The following is a 16,905-nucleotide window of genomic DNA, read 5'->3' as shown; positions in this document are numbered from 1 at the left end:
CGGCACGACACCAATAACGGTCTTAGTTCAGGTGTAGACCCGGACATAGTCGACGCGCATGTGGGCCTCATAATCGTTTGGATCTAGCTGAGTGGGATAGGGAACGTCGGCCCGCAGCGCCAATGTTAGTATCGGCCAGTACACATCGTTGTTAGACTGCATCTCGGCTGCTCTTCCGATCGTCCAGTTTACAGGTTCGAGAGTTTTGGGGTCGATAACTGGCTTGCGCTCGAAATAGAGCCTGAACTTTGCGTCTTTCACAAGAAGTCCGTAGCGGAAATATCCCTTGGTGATGTCGACGCCGGTCGGAACGCCAACGCCTTGGTGATGCTCGTTCGGTTGTCCCCATTCGTGCAGGTAAGCCCCGTATAGATCACTTTCCGATCCCTTTTGCTCGACGATGTCGAGCTCGACAGTGGTCTGTGGGTGAAGAATGCTTCTGCCGTTCATCAGCCAGAATGCGGGGAACGTCAGGAAATGAGCCGGAAACCACATTCTTGCTTCGAAATATCCCTCTCGCCAGCCCTGCAGGATTGTCCCATCGGGCTTGGCTGTCTGAATGTTCCCAGATACCCACTGATATTCTGGATTATCGTTGCCATAATAATTTGGCACATTCATTTTGCGACCCAGATGACGGACCGACATTTGCAATGCCTTGCCATTTTCTGTCGAGGGGTCGTCAATGATCGCATATGGATTGTAGCCATCTTCGCCGTTGATCCGACTGAACGCTGATCGTCCATAAAAGCCTGTATCAGATGTGCTTGGTTTTGCGCCGGCGTACCATATGGCGGGATCCAACATGGCAAAGTTCTCATCAAATGTCAGCGACATGTCCTTGGTGGGGTCTTCGGTTTCATCAGCTTGCACATCAGTGCCTATCATGATCAAGGTGCCTGCCGCTGCAAGCGCTGCCGATCCAATCAACACGTCGCGCCGGGATTTCAAAACTGCCATCGTATCCTCCAGGTCTATCAGTTTCATTTTGTTGCCGGGTGCGTGGAGCCGCTTACGATCGGCGACTTGTCACGCAGGGCGCTCTTGTAAACGTCGAGCGTTTCGGCAGCCACGCGCTTTATAGTCATGCGCTCAATGTTGAACTGGCTCTTGCGTTGCCATTCCTCAACCAGCGACGGGCTTTCAAACAAACATCTAAGTACTCTTGCCCAACCGACGATATCTCTCGGCTCGACAAGCAATCCTGCCGCACCGAACTCAATCAACTGCGGTATGCCATCGACGTTCGCTCCGATGATTGCACACCCGGCCTCCCGCGCTTCCGAAAGCACAAGGGGCGCGGGGTCGGCATGCGAAGGCAACGCGAAAATGTCCGCACTTGCCATCCAACTGAAAGGATCATCTTGTGGACCCATAAAAAGGATGGCGCTGGCGCACTCCATCCTTGAAGCCATGTCGCGATATTCTTGCTCGAACGGCCCGCCGCCAATCACATACAGCCTCGAGTTCGGGACATCCCGGTGCGCTATTTGGAACGCCTCGAGCAGATCTGGGAGCCCCTTCCTGGGGTGCAGGCCGCCGACGAAAAGGACGCTGGGAGATTGCAATGCCAATTCAACATGTGTTCGGTTCCCGGAACGGGCACAACCGATTGTTCCGTTCAAAACCACACGCAGGCGTCGAGCACTGATGCCACGCTTGATCATGGAAGCGCCAACCGCGTCGCTCACCGCTATGACGCGTGAACCCAACCCCATCAAGATAGCACTTTTCTCAAACTCATTGTGGACAGTTGTGATGAGGGGAACGCCCACGATCTTGCACACCGGCCATGCGAGCACTGCGCTCGTCATCATATGGGCGTGAACGATATCAGGTTGCCAATTTCGGACAAAAGCGCGCAAGGCAGCAACTGACCTGAGTGCGGACAGGGGCGAGCGCTGATGGGAGAGAGTGGTCTGAGAAACCGAGTTTTTAGATAGCAGCTCATCGAAATCTCCGCCCCCGCTGGCCAAACAGACATTATGTCCCAGCTTGGCCTGAGCGCAAGCAAGATCCACTGCTGCATGGACATGGCCGTTGGAGCGATTTGTGTGATTGAGAATATGCAATATGCGCAAATACGCCTCCGGGCATTTTGTGGTGATTGCTGGACTTTCAAGCCACTTTCGGACTGCCGCCACGTCAGGTCAGAGAACCGGGCGTAAATTGAAGCAAACGGTTAAGCTGCTGATGGACGGAGCGCTTCTTCGGCCTCCACAGTTGAAGATCGTGCAGTGGGTTGATAATTGAACCCGCCTTGTCGACCGAAAGATTCAATGCCGAATACGCGCAGTTTTTCTATTGCCTCTGCTGCATGTTGGGCGGCTCCCCGTCTGTAGATAGGATAGGCATGGCTAAGCACGCGGGCGCCTTCCAATCTAAGCTCGCCTTTGAAAAGGCCGTTTTCAGAGACGTGTTCACGAAAATCTGCTTCAGCGCTCTCAATCGTACCGCCTGCGTGATGGGCGATGACCTCGGCACCAAAATACTCTCGAGCGTCAACCAGGCCGTAAAAATCCGAATGCATAGTCAGCCGCTTCCAAGCGCCTTTGTACGAGAAATTGTAGATAATTGGCTGGCGGAAACCGCGGTCGCCTTTGAAACTGAAAAACAATCCGATCAGCGTGATTGTTTCGAGAGGAGGGCCGGGGTCCAAGCCGCATAGTGCGACCGTCCGTTCGATCGGAATGGTAGATATAAGTCTGCTGGTGACGACGATCCGATCTTTCGTGCGCAACCGAAACTGACTTCCGGCTTTCTCAATGCTTCTCATTTGCGCCGACAAACTGACAGCGACCCCCTCGGTCTCAAGCTTGTCAACAACCACTTTATACAAAGCGCTGAAGCCGGCTTTCGGCCTGGCCAATTGCCGATTTGGTTTGCCCGAAGGTCGTCGCGGGAGCAACCGCGATAGTAGCTTTCGCAACGACGCGTGCTCGCTGATCCACATCATGCGCTTTTTGGCCAAATCGATATCGATCTCTGTGGTCGAGATGCCGTAGAAGCGCTGCATGTACGACTCCAGCCCAGAACGTCCCAGCAGGTATTCCCCTATCCAGAAGCGCGCAAAGTCGTGCGCATTGTCCATTCGCCGCCTGAAGAGACGAGAAAAGATGACCGATGCGAATATCCTGACGGTGCCCACGGGGCCACTACCAAAGATGTCATCGCGGATCGAGATTGGATAGCTCGTCACCATTCCCTGTGGGTTCAATCGCGCCCACTCCGGCTCAATTGGTAGATACAGAGGTAGCAATTCTGGGAAATAGAACAGGAGCGGTGAATCATCCTGGAAAACTAAGCTGCCAATATCAAAAGTATAACCATTTGAAGACCAGTCCAGGTGATTTCCACCAACGTGCTCATAGTCGTCAATGATGAGAATGTTACGGTGTCCTTGACGCGATAAAATGGCCGCCGATACGAGCCCCGATATTCCAGCACCAAGTACAACTGCGTCAAATTCTTCCTCAAGGAAATAGGATGCGCGGTCCTGATGAATAAGGTTGTCGGTCATAAAACGTCCCCGCTCCACCGCTATATTTATGATATCTCAAAAAAAAGAATTTTAAAGTCTAATTGGCAGAACAGGCGAGATATCTGCATCGTTGTTGAATTTGGTTCTGATCGTAGCGCACTATTTGTCCAAATATCCGAGATTTTCTTTGACTATGGCTGAGCGGACCGATTTTATATCCGGTAGCCTATATGTAGGAAAACGTGGTACGTCTTGGTGATGCATTTCCAGTGTTCTTCGACGTCTCCGTTCGTACTTGGCTGATATTTTCGCGATCAAAGGATGGATAAGTGCAGCGCCAACGCCTTGATGCCCCCAAGTCCAAAGCTCGATTGTGGGTGACGGCCGATTTTCTGCCGGTAGGATACTCTCTAGAAAGGTCGCGTTCGAAGATTCGCCCTGCTTGCTGTTTTTCGCTCAGCATTGGCCGACGCTCTTTTGTGAAAGTAACGTTGCGTGGCTGCGTTTTGTCACGTGCCAACCAAGTGAGCCACAATGCTTGCCTTTAAAGCGGTTCAGGGTGCTAGCTGGCTAATCGTCTCGCGGTTCGCAGGAAAAATAGTCGACTTCTTTACATTGCTAGTTTTGGCACGGATTTTAACACCGTCGGACTTCGGGCTAGCCGCCTTGGGTATGTCTCTTGTTGCAGTGGTGGACACTGTGCTCGAGATGCCCGTGACCCAAGCGCTATTGCGCTTAGACGTAATCGATAAGACGCATCTCGATACGGGTTTTACGTTGAGCATCCTGAGAAGCGTACTGATTGCGATCATCATCTTTTGCGCTGCATGGCCCTTTTCATTCTTCAATGATAACAGCGCGCTTGTACCCCTTGTCGCAGTTTTGACGGTTGGCCCCTTCGTCAAAGGTTTCAACAGCCCCGCGATGGTTCATTTCGCGCGTGATTTGGACTTTAGACGGGCCTTCATGATGGAGTTCAGCGGCAAATTTTTCTCATTCTTTTTGACGATCTCGATCGTCTTATTGGGCGGTGGATACTGGGCGATTGCTGCGAATTTTGTGTCAAACTGCATCATTTCGGCAATCGTATCCTATGTACTGGCACCCTACAGGCCGGCATTCTCACTGGCACGCTTCTCAGACTTCTCGAGTTTTATAGGTTGGTTCAGTGGGTCTCAGCTTGTCTCCGCGTTGAATTGGCAATTCGACCGCGTCTTCATCGGAGCGGCCACAGATAATGCAACACTTGGCCGATACGCGATTGCAAGCGATTTGGCTGGGTTGCCATCGCAGAGTGTGATTGGGCCTGCCATGCAGTCTGTCATGTCAGCATTTTCGCGTATTTCCGGGGATGTGGAGCGTCTCAGGCTCGCATTTTTAAAGACTGCCCGTTTTGCGATGTTGATATCGTTGCCGATCTGCGTGGGGATTTCCCTGACGGCAGATCTGCTGACGGAGATATTGCTTGGTGCAAAATGGCAAGGTGCTGCGCCGGCACTGAGTATCCTCGCCCTGTCAGTGATCACGACGCCGTATTTCCAAACCCTTTATTCGGTGGGTTTGGCGGTGAATCGCCCAAATATTCTCTTCAAACTAAATGCCATAGACCTGATGTTGCGGATTATTCTAATTTCGACGGGTATCTTGCTCTACTCCTACATAGGCGCGAGCGTAGCGAGAGTGCTCCTGTCTGTCATCATGTTCGGCTTCTACGTTTTGGAGGCTCGCCGATTGCTGTCGCTCAACATAGGTGTTCAGTTAAAAAATCTCTGGAAAGTGGGGGCAGCCAACGGGTGCATGGCGGTCATCGTTCTAGCATTGCGTTACCAACTTGTCGGGTATCCGTTGAACCATACCGTTGAGTTGGTGATGGTGTCTGCGGCTGGAGCAGTCGCCTATACGCTTTCCCTTCTGGCACTGGGGATGAGACTTTCCGTCGGCCGCGGCAGGTTCGAAATCATTGACCAGGCATGAAGCCCTGCTTGACCGCGAAACCGGTTGACGTGACCGCTAGTGTGGTCGGCCAGTTCGTCCGTCGGCGCTGATCGTTTCACCCTAGCGGGGACCGGGATTCATTGGGTTGAAGCCGCCAAAACGCTTCATTACTTTTCCGTTGCCCGAATTTTGATGGTGAAGTAACGCGCTAACAAGCATAGGACAAGGAATAGTTAGGGTCGATTTGAAAGCCCCGGAATTTCCTCAACTTGAAACAGCACTGTTCAGGGCGCTGCATCAACAAGCACACCGCGCTGGTAGTTGGTTGTAAGCATAATCTGACGGGCAGTGGACGCGGGACGTCGCGGGCTGCGTCTTGAAGCGGTCGAGCGAGACAGCACTCCTTCGATCAAGGTTTCGTCTTTCATCTGGTCGAGCGCCACCACCGCAGCATTTTGCTGGTTCTCAGGTGGCGGTGGCTCGCCTTTACTACGCCTTGGCACGGTTAAGGACGGTGCCAATTACATTTGCTCCGGCCCTGCGCAGTTGTTGAATTGTGTCAATGGCCTCATCGATTGTCGTGCGTCCCTCAGTAACGACCACCACAACAGCATCAGCATGTATGGCCAACGCCAACGCGTCTGTCGATCCTGTCAGCGGTGGCAGATCTAACAAGACATCGCTGGAGATGCGAGCTGTTTCAATGAGACGAGAGACTCGACGATCTCTGAAGTCGGCGAATAGATTTGATTCCGCATTCTTCGAGTGAATAGGGAGGACGGCGATGTCATCACAGTCGCCATGTGTAAATATGACTTCCTCGGGCTTCACGTCTGCGATCAAGATGTCCGCGAGATTCGTCGCCATGGATGTCTCTTGCGAGGCATTGTCAGGCAATTCGTTCACATCAGCTTTGAACAGTGTGACATGGCGGCCGCTATGGCTGATTAATTGGGCCAAACTCAAGCAAAGTGTGGACGCTCCGCTCGGTGCGTCCCAGCTGGCTATGGCAACGACGACGCTTCGTTCGCTGCGGACCGACGAGCAAGCAATCTCGATGGACGTTCGAAGATTGCGGACTGCAGCAGCGTATGGACTGCGGGGTTGACCAACAACCATGGCAGCTCTGTAGCCATCTGACCGCCAAGTTGCATTGCTGCGGCTACCTGCATCCGGAAGGATGCCGAGGCAGACTACACCCGTCTCTCGTGCCAACTCCTTGGCATTGCGAATTTTGCGGTTGAAGGCCAGGTTAAGTGCAAGGCTGAACAACCCGATCAATAGACCCAGCACTCCTCCCAAAGCGATGATGAGTGAGGTCCTGGGGCCGGACGGGCTCAACGGCGCCAAGGCTGCGCCAATGACGCGGGCATCCGCGTCCGGCGTTCCGATCGCTGGTAACGCTCCGTTTTTGATCGCTGTTGTGGCAGCGTCAACCTGCGCGTTGAGTGCATCGAGACGCCATTGTAAGGCCTCGGTACCGGAGATTGCCATCTGCAATTTAAAGGCGACGGATTGCAAGATGTAGGCTGAGACGGCCGCATTCGCTACAACTGCCGGCAAATCTCTCTCAGAGGATGAAAAGTCTATTTCTATGACATAGGATTGGCCAAGACGGCGAGCCTCGATGTGTCTGGTAAAGTTCAAAAATGCCGCCTGGCGAGCATCGGTTGTCTTTCTAAGCTCTTCCTCTCCCCCCAGGCCGACAGGGGTGGGAGTGGCCTCTTCCATGTCGAGTGCCGTGGAAGTCCAGGGAAACGCGGACCTCAACCGGCTTTCCGCCACAGCCCTTAAACTGGAGAGCAGTACGCTCACCTTGGATGGAGGGCGCGGACCGAATTCCGGATTTTTCTGCAGTTCGAGCGTGTCGAACACGGTACTCAAAAGACGCTCGGAACGAATGATTTGCAATTCACTGTCGGCGCGGTTCAAATCGAGCCCCTGTGCACCGCCGTCCTGACCAGACACGGCAGCTTGGCGCCGAGGTTCCAGGAGAAGGGTCGCCGTCGCTGTGTAAACCTTCGGAAGCGAGTGCGCATAGACCACTCCGAACGCAAGACCGACTGTGGTAAAGACGACAAGTTTATATTTATGACGAGTTGCAAGCACCCCAGCTGAGCGTAGAAGTGCAAGTGGTCCTTCGTTGACAGTTTCTGCGGGGGTAGTGTCAAAGCGCCATAGTCGCGAAGCGCGCTCCCAAGGTTGCGGACTGTTATTCGTCATCTCGACTTCGCTCCTACATTGACTTTAAGCGTACGGCTTGCAGAGGACAGCATTGCGGCCTTCTCAGGCGTGATTTTCCCACACACCACATCTGCGATGGCAATCAAGTTGCCCTTGGCTCGCCCGCGTCGGTCAATAAACGGCTCCGGCTTCAGGGCTTTTACGAAATTGCTCAGCATGTTTGCACCGATGTGCGTAAAGACCCGCTTTGACGACATGGTACCCTTCAATAGGAGATAAATGGGATTGGCGATCTGAGAGTAGCCGAGGCGGTCTCCTGCGACGCGGCCGCTTTTGACTCCCATATGGACGCCGAAAGCATCAGCGCCCTTGACGAGCCGACCGCCCGGTTTTGCAATGGCTGCTGCAAAATCCCGGTCCTCAAGCCAGCCATACAGTACCAACCGCTCATCGAAGCGCGTGTCGCCAATGGCGCTGACGCGAAACGCCATATTGCAGCCGTAAGGACTGTAGGGCTCTATCCATGTCCAATCGCAAGGCGGGGCGGAATCGATGAGACGGAGGCCCTCGTCGAAGGAGACGGCATCTCCAGTGATGCCATCTTTGAGGACGCGACCGGTAAAGCCAATGACCTGGCTTTCGTCGCGAAACGTCGCGGCGGCCTTCCTAAGCCATTCTTTATCTGCGATGAAATCGTCGTCGAAAAAAGCCACGATCTCGGCAGTCGGCGGCAATGCGCCAAGCGCGGTGTTTCGCTGTGCGGCAAGACCTGGAGGGCCCGTCAACACGGTCACCGCCGGGTTGTCAACAAGATCGCCGGCATCTGCAAGATTGACACATGAGACGATCAATGTCTCAGGCGCAAATGTTTGCGTACCAAGCAGATATTGAACAGTCGCCTTCACAACCTCAGGCCGTCCCCTTGTCGCGACAACCACGGCCGTGCGGGGAAGGCGTGGCTGCGGTGGATTATAGGATTGTGCCTGCGACGAGGGTCTCTCGAGCAAATCGAGATAAACTGCAGCTGCGTCGCACCATCGAAAGCGTTGCGCTTGCTCGTGACCGCGCCCGACAAGATCGGTACGCAATTCGGGCGAAAGCACCAGGGCCCGAATGCTGTCGACCCAAGCCTTAGCATCGTTCGGCGACGCCATTAGAGCTGCATCTCCACAGACTTCGGGCATGCTGGCACAGTCGGACGCGACAACCGGGCAGCCGCGCGCCATAGCTTCGATAATCGGAAGGCCGAAGCCCTCCGTAAACGATGGAAAAGCTAAGCAGAGGGCATTGTCGAGTAGATAGGCTAGATCGTCGTCTGTCACGCGCCCGATAAATTTTACGTTGGGACGACTTTGAAGAATGTCGGCCGCGTAGATTCCATCTCCGCCACCGGCAACCACAAGATTGATTCCAATCGCATCCAGATCTGGCGCCGCATTGACGAGCAACGACAGATTTTTGTGGCGCGCCCGTGATCCCAGAACCAGTACAAACGGACGTCCTGTCGTTGCTTCCAGGACTTGAATGAAGTCAGGTGCAATCTGGGCTTTTGCCGGATCCCATTTCAAGGCGTGTTCATGTCCATTGGGAATAACGGCAATATCTTTGAGGGAGACGGGCAAATGCCGTGCGATTTGGCGGGCTGCAGCGTGAGACACGGCGGTGACGCGGGCTGATCGTTGCGCCAGCACCGGCTGCAGCGTCTGATAGGCTGCGCGGAACGTGCGCCCGTAGCTCTCAGGGGACGCAAAGACATTTGCGTCGTGAATACAAAGGATTTGATCGGTCTTTAAAAGCGGCGCCGTGTTGCACAGGTTCAAAAGACGCCCCTGGCATCGCGCTGGCAGTATGATTTGCTCCCAGGAGTGGCCAGCGAGTGGGCCAGCCTCAATGAGGCTCAGATTCGCCAAGCCGAGATCGCGAGCGCCCCGTGGCGACACAATCTGCACGCGCTTCGCAGATGTTGCCAACAACTCATCCAACGCTTTGACAACATTTGTCGCGTACCGCTGCACGCCAGTTGCCTTCTGGACAAGGAAGCGACCGTTGATCGTGAAGGATGCCGTCTCACTCATGACTTAACTCCTAGGAAAGGATAGGGTATTGCGGCTGTCCGTGTCGCGCGCTCTGGCTCTGCTGTGGCTAAGGCTGCCAGCAGATAGAAGAACAAGCCTTGGTCAATTGCCGAAGACACCAAGAGATCTCCGAACATCAATCCTAGACAGCCATTACGGGCCGAAAGCCGGACATCTGCGGTGAAACTTCCAGGAAGGCCGCGGCGCTTGAGCAAAGCACCATAGGTAAAAGCGCAATAGAAAAATAATCCCGGTAGCCCGACATTTGACAGCAATGCGAGCAGCAGGCTCGAAGTACGCGCGGTCCCCAGACCAACACCCAAGTAATAGCTATCTACAAAATTCTTAATGCCGAGCGCGTTCCAAGAATTGCGTTCAATCCCTGAATCGGTTGACGCTTTACCAAGAACAACGAGGTCGGCGTAATTGTAAACGATCTTCGACAAAACAGGGTCGATAGCGACCCAGAGGCAAACCGCCAGCATGATGATGGGAAGGAAAATAATTGCCGCTGTTGTTAAACTGCGAGTCTTCTGACGACCGCTCAACGACAGGGCGGTCACATAAAGAAGAACGAGGATCACAGGAGCGCCGGCCAGGCCTGTCGATGACGTGGACAAAACGACAAGGATAAGCGAGATCAAACCGGTAAGTCCGGTCAAAAAAGGGCGTCTGCCACACAGCCAAAGCGTTGTGCAGAAAGCAAACGTACCAAGCGCCGTGCGTGCGAACGATGACGTTTCGGTAAATGATCCGACGATGCGCTTGACACCTGCAACCTGTTCATCCGTGTGAAGCGTGTATCGTGCGTTTCTCATGAAGCTCAGAACCGCTTGAGTTCCCGTGCTAAAGGTTGCGATATCGAGAAAGGCGAATACGACAATGAGCACCGAGCAAGCCAGCAACCCCGCGACAAGAGAATTGAAGCCTCGATGAGTTGATGCAACGGCAACGGTGATGGCAAAACAAATAAAATTACCAACCATGTAAACGCTTTGCGTCAAATTGCTGGACACAGTGGTCAGGGGAACGGTGGATCGAGTTTCGCCATAGACTGTGCTGCCGAGCGGCACGATCTGTGTAGCGCCTTCCAACAGGCGCGGTAAAAAGTAGGCGCTGATCAGTCCGTAGATGACCAGACCAGCAAGCCAAAAGCCAGGCTCGGAGGGGCGCAATGCCTGGACAAGGGCGCGCGCCTCCTCGCGCCGGGTCATGACACCCAATGCCAGAAAACCAAGAATAACGTGGCCTGGTTGGATATTCGCTGCGCCAACGAGCATTGCCGCAGATGCGCCGAAAATCGAAGCGATGGCCGCCGCGATAATTGTTGTGTTACTTCCCCGAAGGAGGCAATAAAATCCTATCAAGATCGTTGCAATGCCGATCGGCTCGACACTCATGCCAGCACACGCAACGGTGTCGCCACACACTGATGGCGAAGCCAGAAATATCTGCTGAAATGGTTTCGAACCACCGCCATCAACTGTACTCTATTAAACACGATATTTCAGGGGTTCGGTGAGCCTCACGTCGACGCGTCCATGTCTGGTGAGACATGCCTGTCAGAGGTCGACATCGGTTCACCTCTATCGGTAGTCTTTAGGCTGCGACCACGCGCCGGCCGTAGCGTTTATTTATTGGTCGTCGTACCGACCGCATGGCACGACAGCGTTGGTCTTTGACAGCACTTGTTCTTGAGAGTGAAGAGGCGGGAAATGGTTGTCATCTCCCATGCTCAATAGCTGCCACGCGTACTGAGAACGGCCGGAATAGTTTTTGCCATAATGACGAAATCGCCAACTAAACTTCGCTCTGCCACGTAGCGAACGTCAATTTCGACACGCTCGGAATAGCTTGTCTCGCTTCTGCCGCTCACCTGCCAGAGACCCGTCAATCCCGGTCGAACGGCTATGTAGTCAGCAATGTGAGGTCCGTAGAATAAAGTCTCGCTTTGTGTGATAGGGCGAGGACCCACCAAACTCATATCCCCACGAAGCACATTCAATAGCTGTGGAAGCTCGTCGATGCTGCTGCGACGCAAACTGCGCCCAAACGCCGTTACCCTAGGGTCTTTCTTGAGCTTTCGACTCGCATTCCATTCTGCTTGTATCTCCGGATTATCCTTCAGGTGTTTCTCCAGGATCTCATCGCTGTTTTTCACCATAGTGCGGAACTTGAAGCAGTGAAACGGCACGCCGCGCTTTCCGATGCGGCGATGGGCTATCAGGATAGGCGCCCCCTGGGTCGCCAGTAAAATCAGGGACACCATTGTGATCAATGGCAGCAACGCCACCAGAGCGATTAAGGCTAAAAAGGCATCTATCAGGTATTTGAAGAAAATTCCAAATCTATCCTCTGCTTTTCGGTGATCTACAGTTACCGGCGGCGGGATAGATGCAATATTCGCAGTAGGCTCCTCCGATGCGTCAAAGCCAGTGATCAGATCGACGCTTTTCATTCGATACTCCTCAATGAGACAACGCTAACCACCTACGGAGGCTCGGCTTTACACTCTGAAGATAGGTTAACAAGTAGTAAAGGGTTTGACAATAACATAATTAAACAGCATCATTTCCTCGCGACATTTAAACGTAGGTATGCAGTTAATCAAAATTCGGAGTCGTCCGATATATTTAGGTGAAGCAAACTGAATATGTTCTTGGATAAAGTATGGTTTATGGTCCTTTTGCTTCATATTCGCGAAGCACAATTCAATAACATAATCAATGGGGTTGCGTTTGCGTGTAGCTATAATACATTACTGGCTTGTTGGAATGCGTGGTGGCGAAAAGGTCCTCGAAACACTCTGCAGGATGTATCCATCTGCTGATATCTACACACATGCATATGACCCAACGGTCATATCAGAAGTAATAAAGAGTCATAAAATTATCACTACATTTATAAATCGACTGCCATATTCTACTAAGCTATATAAAAAATACCTTCCATTGATGCCAATGGCCTTAGAGCAACTTGATCTAAGTGAGTATGACCTTGTGATAAGCAGTGAATCGGGGCCAGCAAAAGGAGTTCTGCCTATGCCGGGCGCGGTTCACGTCTGTTACTGTCATTCCCCCATGAGATACATCTGGAATATGTATAATAAATATTATGAGAGCTCTGGATTGGTCACGCGAATGCTGATGCCTCCGCTTGCTCACTACTTGCGCAACTGGGATGTTGCGACATCTAACAGGGTCGATCACTTCTCTGCTAATTCCGCAACCGTTGCTCAGCGTATCAAAACTTACTACCGGCGCGACGCCCAGGTAATCCATCCTCCTGTTGATACCAATGCATTCAAGGCGGCCGCCATGCATGATGTCGGCGATTATTATCTGATGGTCGGAGAACTGGTCAGTTACAAGAGGCCGGATTTGGCCGTGATTGCCTGCAACCTCCTGAAAGCCAAGCTTGTCGTGATTGGCGGCGGAGAGATGCTCGAGCGAATAAGAAAACTTGCTGGACCGACTGTGACGATCTTGGGGCCGCAACCGTTTGACGTATTGAGGCACCACTATGCCCATTGCCGCGCGCTCATCTTTCCAGGGGAGGAAGATTTTGGGATTGTTCCTGTGGAGGCCATGGCCAGCGGTCGTCCTGTTATCGCCTACGGGAGAGGAGGGGCGACAGAAACGGTTATCGCGGATGAAAGCGGGGTCTTTTTCGATGTCCAGACCACGGAGGCGCTTATAGACGCCATCGAGAGGCTCGAAAAGATTGATTTCAATCCCGCCGCTGCTGTCAGGCGTGCCGGAGACTTCACCACCAATGCCTTCGTGGAGAGGTTTGGCGCTTTTGTCGATGAGGCGATCAGTCCCGCTCGTGCGATGAGGACGGCATAAAGATGCTGATTGCGAAGATTGCCAAACATCAAAGTTCAATTGGGGTGTAACCATGCGTTCAGCAGTTTGGGAGAGAGCCACGTCTAACGTCTTGTTGTTGTGCCAGCCATTGCGACGGCTGCGTATAACCCCGACCTGGCGCCTGCTGCTTGGATCGATTTTCGGCCTAGCGATCCAAAGTGGGTATTCTGCCCTCGCGGAAGATTACATCCTCGGTCCTCAAGATAAATTGAAGATCCGGGTGTTCGAATGGCGGCCGGTAACCGGCACCGCATTTGAATGGGTCCCGTTGAACGGCGAGTTTGTTATCTCTGCCGCAGGAACCCTGTCGCTGCCGATTGTCGGAGTGGTACCGGCGAGTGGGCTTACCGTCGATCAGATCTCAGATTCGATTGGCGAGCGGTTGAAGAACCAAGTCGGTATGCAAAAGCGACCTAACGCCTCGGTTGAAGTGTCGGAATATCGGCCGTTTTTCATCGCAGGTCTGGTGACCAAGCCTGGAAAATACGCTTATAGTCCTGGGCTGACGGTGGTTCAGGCGCTCTCCATGGCAGGGGGGATGACAGGTCCTGTCGATGTGAACGTGATGGGTCTGCAACGTGATGTGCTCACAATGCGGGGTGATCTTCGTGCTTTGAATATCGAGCGTTTTGGGCTCCTTGCCCGCCAAGCGCGGGTCGATGCCATCATCAACAATCAGCCTTCCGTTGTCTTTCCTCCAGAACTAACGACCCATTCGGGTCAGGCAATTGTCGATCGCATCATGAAAGAAGAGGCAGACCTCTTCGATACCCGCCAGCGGTCGATCAGCGCTGAGATCGTCGCACTCAATGAAGCAAGAGTTCTTGCTTCGAACCAGATCGAGGCGCTGCAGTCGAAAGCCACGTCCCTGGCAAAGCAGATTGACTTGGCCAGTAAAGATCTTGGAACCGTCAATAAGCTGGTATCTGCCGGACTGAGCGTGTCGGCGCGATCCTTGGGCGCCAGCCAGAATCTGGCAGACCTCGAAAGTCGAAGTCTTGATGTTTCGCTGGCCAATTTGAAAGCCCAGCAAGACGTTGCGAAGGTTGATCGGGACATAACCGATTTACGCAATCGCTACCGTGTGGATGCGTTGACCGAAGCAGCGGACGTCAGGGCGAAGATTGGAGCCAATGCTGAGAAAGTGCAGACAACGCGCGCGCTTTTAGACAATATTGCGCTACAAGCGCCTATGGTCGCCAACTCAGCCGTGGAAGACGGGTTGCAGTCATTTGAAACGACGATTGATCGACTGGTGAACGGTCATACCAGGACCCTCGCGGTGGGCGACAATGACGCGGTCGAACCCGGCGACCTCATCCGGGTTGAAAAATTGCCCGAGACAAATCTCGGTGCGCCGCAGACAAATTCTCGCAGGCCGGGCCCGTCAGACCAAAAACGCGACGGTTTTTAGAATCGGTCTTCTAAGTTCATCGATTTTTATCGCTGCGCGCGGGCAGAGATTTGCATAAATCGGGCGGCTGCTATAGACAAGATGGCACTGCTATTGTTGGCGGGTCTCGGAGCTAACTGTTGATGCATTGGAGTTTCTTAGTCTGGATTTTGGTGGGCATGGTGTGCGCCATCAGACTTCCAATACTCCATTTCACGCTTGTCGTGATTGCCGGCGTTTGCGTCTACGCAGTCCTTTTTCAGTCGTCTTATGTTTCCGCCGGACAACTGTTGGTCTGGTGCCTCATCTACGGCGCGCTTCTGCAGTTTGGGTATGTGTGCACACACTGTATCTTTTATCTCACCTACATCAGAACGGCGGTCAAAGAACGACGCTCGTCCAGTCAAAAAAATCGGTCCGGATCTTAGCCTGATTGAATGTGCTGATCGAATATTTCCAACGACACATGACAAAATCTTTTTCCTTCCCAATCTGGTGAGGATGTCATCTGTGCTCCGTTAAGCGCTCGATAATAGCCACCTTTAGCCCTTGTTGGTTGCGATGGGAATTGACAACTGGCCCCACCGATATTGTCTTGAAAGACAATTGGCCGATCAAATCACACAGTCTGACCGTCACAACCATGTGGCACCCGGTAGAAGGCAAGGTGACGCGCGCCGCGTTAACGGATGGTTGTGAAGAGGTCATTTTTGTCCAGCGAGCGCCTGACGCAATCGAATGCTTCCCACTGAGGAAACGCCGATCTCATATAGGCTTCGTCCGGAATCTTGTGATCTTTTCCCCAGTGTGGTCGGGCTGAAAATGAGCGCATGAGATCCTCGAAAGGGCGCAGGATCTCATCTTGTTCGCTTCGTTTAATCATCCAATAAATATTGAAACAGACAGCATCCTGGCCCGCATTTGGGCCAAGGTAGGACAGGTTATTGCCCTTGACGAATTTCATTTCCATAATTTTTCCGAAGTTTCTGCTAGCAAATTGACTTGCTGCGATACGATCCACAACACGCTCCCAGTCCTTCGTGTCGACCGAATATTGCATACTGATCCGAACGTCACTTTTTGATCGTGCTTTTGTCGCCGGCACGTTTGAGCGTATTATGTCTTGAGCCAAATGCACAGCCGGGCGGATTATCGATCTCAGCATCGACTGCCGTCTTGGCTCCCAAACTGCATTTCGATGGCTGACATAGGGATTGAAGCCCTCATGCCTATCTTGCCGCTCTTCCAGGCAATCGACCTTTATCTTGTTTGTGCCGAGCGACCAGTGGACCCAGACGTGCGAGTATCGCGACAACACGGCAGTGCGGGTCGCCATAAATTCGTCGAGGTCGATCTCAAGTTTGGTGTAGCGGACCCACGGCATATCAATTGCTTGAAAAACGACTTTGGTGATGACCCCAAGCATGCCGACTGAGACCCTGGCCGCACACATCTCGGCCTCAGACACCAATTTTCTATCGAAAGTCTTGAGCTCACCGGAGGCAAGCACGACGTCCATCGACACAACGAAATCGGACATTGTACCGCTCCGGTGGTTTGTGCCGTGCGTCGCCGTCGCCACCGCACCGCCCGCGGTCATTTCTGGAAGAAAAGCGAGTGATGGTAGACACAGGTTTCGCCGACCGAGCGCGCGTGTAATATCGCCCATGCGCACGCCGGCGTCGACCGTTATGGTCTTTGCAGCCCTATCGATGACACAGAGCCTTCGCAATCCATCCAATTGCAGAGAAATTCCTTTTGTGAAAGAGTGTTCAGACCAAGAGTATCCAAGGCCCATAGGCCGAATTTTCAAACCAGAAGATGTCGCATAAGATACAGCGCGAATGACATCATCTATAGATCGTGCGCGTATTACCTTGGCTGGATAGAAAGTCTTGAAGCTATCATATATATATACCATATTTTATCCAAATACAGATGAACGATTGCGACGAATGAAGAAACGTT

Annotated in this window: 11 protein-coding genes; 3 read left to right on the top strand and 8 right to left on the bottom strand. The window is 52.9% G+C overall.

The window, feature by feature from the left end; translation table 11 throughout:
* Positions 1–27: 27 nt before the first annotated feature.
* From J5274_RS24060 to J5274_RS24050, 3 genes are all read right to left on the bottom strand, one after another.
* On the bottom strand, positions 28–960 hold the full coding sequence (locus tag J5274_RS24060; protein WP_219275374.1) for a 1,3-beta-glucanase: 933 nt from the start codon (positions 958–960) through the stop codon (positions 28–30).
* A 23-nt stretch (positions 961–983) separates the two neighbouring features.
* The gene (locus tag J5274_RS24055) at positions 984–2,081 is read right to left on the bottom strand and encodes a glycosyltransferase family 4 protein (protein WP_219275373.1); all 1,098 of its coding nucleotides are present in this window, start codon (positions 2,079–2,081) and stop codon (positions 984–986) included.
* Positions 2,082–2,182: 101 nt separating this feature from the next.
* On the bottom strand, positions 2,183–3,520 hold the full coding sequence (locus tag J5274_RS24050; protein ID WP_219275372.1) for an NAD(P)-binding protein: 1,338 nt from the start codon (positions 3,518–3,520) through the stop codon (positions 2,183–2,185).
* A gap of 495 nt (positions 3,521–4,015) precedes the next feature.
* On the opposite strand from J5274_RS24050, the gene J5274_RS24045 reads away from it, so the two are divergent.
* Positions 4,016–5,455: a lipopolysaccharide biosynthesis protein gene (locus J5274_RS24045; protein WP_209186118.1), complete on the top strand. Its 1,440-nt coding sequence runs from the start codon at positions 4,016–4,018 to the stop codon at positions 5,453–5,455.
* A 450-nt stretch (positions 5,456–5,905) separates the two neighbouring features.
* Here J5274_RS24045 and J5274_RS24040 read toward each other — a convergent pair whose 3' ends face one another.
* The 4 genes from J5274_RS24040 to J5274_RS24025 form a co-directional block, all read right to left on the bottom strand.
* Positions 5,906–7,639, bottom strand: coding sequence for a Wzz/FepE/Etk N-terminal domain-containing protein (locus J5274_RS24040; protein WP_219275371.1), 1,734 nt, complete (start codon positions 7,637–7,639; stop codon positions 5,906–5,908).
* The gene (locus J5274_RS24035) at positions 7,636–9,675 is read right to left on the bottom strand and encodes a glycosyltransferase (protein WP_219275370.1); all 2,040 of its coding nucleotides are present in this window, start codon (positions 9,673–9,675) and stop codon (positions 7,636–7,638) included. Before J5274_RS24035 ends, J5274_RS24040 begins: the two co-directional genes overlap by 4 nt.
* Positions 9,672–11,075, bottom strand: coding sequence for a hypothetical protein (locus J5274_RS24030; protein WP_219275369.1), 1,404 nt, complete (start codon positions 11,073–11,075; stop codon positions 9,672–9,674). Before J5274_RS24030 ends, J5274_RS24035 begins: the two co-directional genes overlap by 4 nt.
* A gap of 335 nt (positions 11,076–11,410) precedes the next feature.
* On the bottom strand, positions 11,411–12,133 hold the full coding sequence (locus J5274_RS24025) for a sugar transferase (RefSeq protein ID WP_219275368.1): 723 nt from the start codon (positions 12,131–12,133) through the stop codon (positions 11,411–11,413).
* 316 nt (positions 12,134–12,449) lie between these two features.
* Here J5274_RS24025 and J5274_RS24020 point away from each other — a divergent pair, with 316 nt between their 5' ends.
* Together J5274_RS24020 and J5274_RS24015 are read left to right on the top strand one after the other, a co-directional pair.
* A complete protein-coding gene (locus J5274_RS24020) occupies positions 12,450–13,523 on the top strand; it encodes a glycosyltransferase (protein ID WP_209188154.1) in 1,074 nt (357 codons plus the stop codon).
* Positions 13,524–13,575: 52 nt separating this feature from the next.
* Positions 13,576–14,958 (top strand): polysaccharide biosynthesis/export family protein, encoded by a 1,383-nt coding sequence (locus J5274_RS24015; protein WP_219275367.1) that lies wholly within the window; start codon positions 13,576–13,578, stop codon positions 14,956–14,958.
* A 661-nt stretch (positions 14,959–15,619) separates the two neighbouring features.
* Here J5274_RS24015 and J5274_RS24010 read toward each other — a convergent pair.
* Complete coding sequence (locus J5274_RS24010) at positions 15,620–16,858, bottom strand: FAD-binding protein (protein WP_209186123.1); 1,239 nt, start codon at positions 16,856–16,858, stop codon at positions 15,620–15,622.
* Between the last annotated feature and the right edge of the window lie 47 nt (positions 16,859–16,905).

It is taken from the genome of Rhizobium sp. L51/94, assembly GCF_019355555.1.
Lineage (GTDB): Bacteria > Pseudomonadota > Alphaproteobacteria > Rhizobiales > Rhizobiaceae > Rhizobium > Rhizobium rhododendri.
The sequence above is the reverse complement of the archived record's forward strand: the minus strand, read 5'-3'. Positions and strand labels throughout refer to the sequence as shown.

Coding starts and splice junctions, on each gene's coding strand:
- J5274_RS24035 (WP_219275370.1), bottom strand. CDS start 9,675: ATGAGTGAGACGGCATCCTTCACGATCAACGGTCGCTTCCTTGTCCAG.
- J5274_RS24050 (WP_219275372.1), bottom strand. CDS start 3,520: ATGACCGACAACCTTATTCATCAGGACCGCGCATCCTATTTCCTTGAG.
- J5274_RS24030 (WP_219275369.1), bottom strand. CDS start 11,075: ATGAGTGTCGAGCCGATCGGCATTGCAACGATCTTGATAGGATTTTAT.
- J5274_RS24060 (WP_219275374.1), bottom strand. CDS start 960: ATGGCAGTTTTGAAATCCCGGCGCGACGTGTTGATTGGATCGGCAGCG.
- J5274_RS24025 (WP_219275368.1), bottom strand. CDS start 12,133: ATGAAAAGCGTCGATCTGATCACTGGCTTTGACGCATCGGAGGAGCCT.
- J5274_RS24020 (WP_209188154.1), top strand. CDS start 12,450: ATGCGTGGTGGCGAAAAGGTCCTCGAAACACTCTGCAGGATGTATCCA.
- J5274_RS24040 (WP_219275371.1), bottom strand. CDS start 7,639: ATGACGAATAACAGTCCGCAACCTTGGGAGCGCGCTTCGCGACTATGG.
- J5274_RS24045 (WP_209186118.1), top strand. CDS start 4,016: ATGCTTGCCTTTAAAGCGGTTCAGGGTGCTAGCTGGCTAATCGTCTCG.
- J5274_RS24015 (WP_219275367.1), top strand. CDS start 13,576: ATGCGTTCAGCAGTTTGGGAGAGAGCCACGTCTAACGTCTTGTTGTTG.
- J5274_RS24010 (WP_209186123.1), bottom strand. CDS start 16,858: ATGGTATATATATATGATAGCTTCAAGACTTTCTATCCAGCCAAGGTA.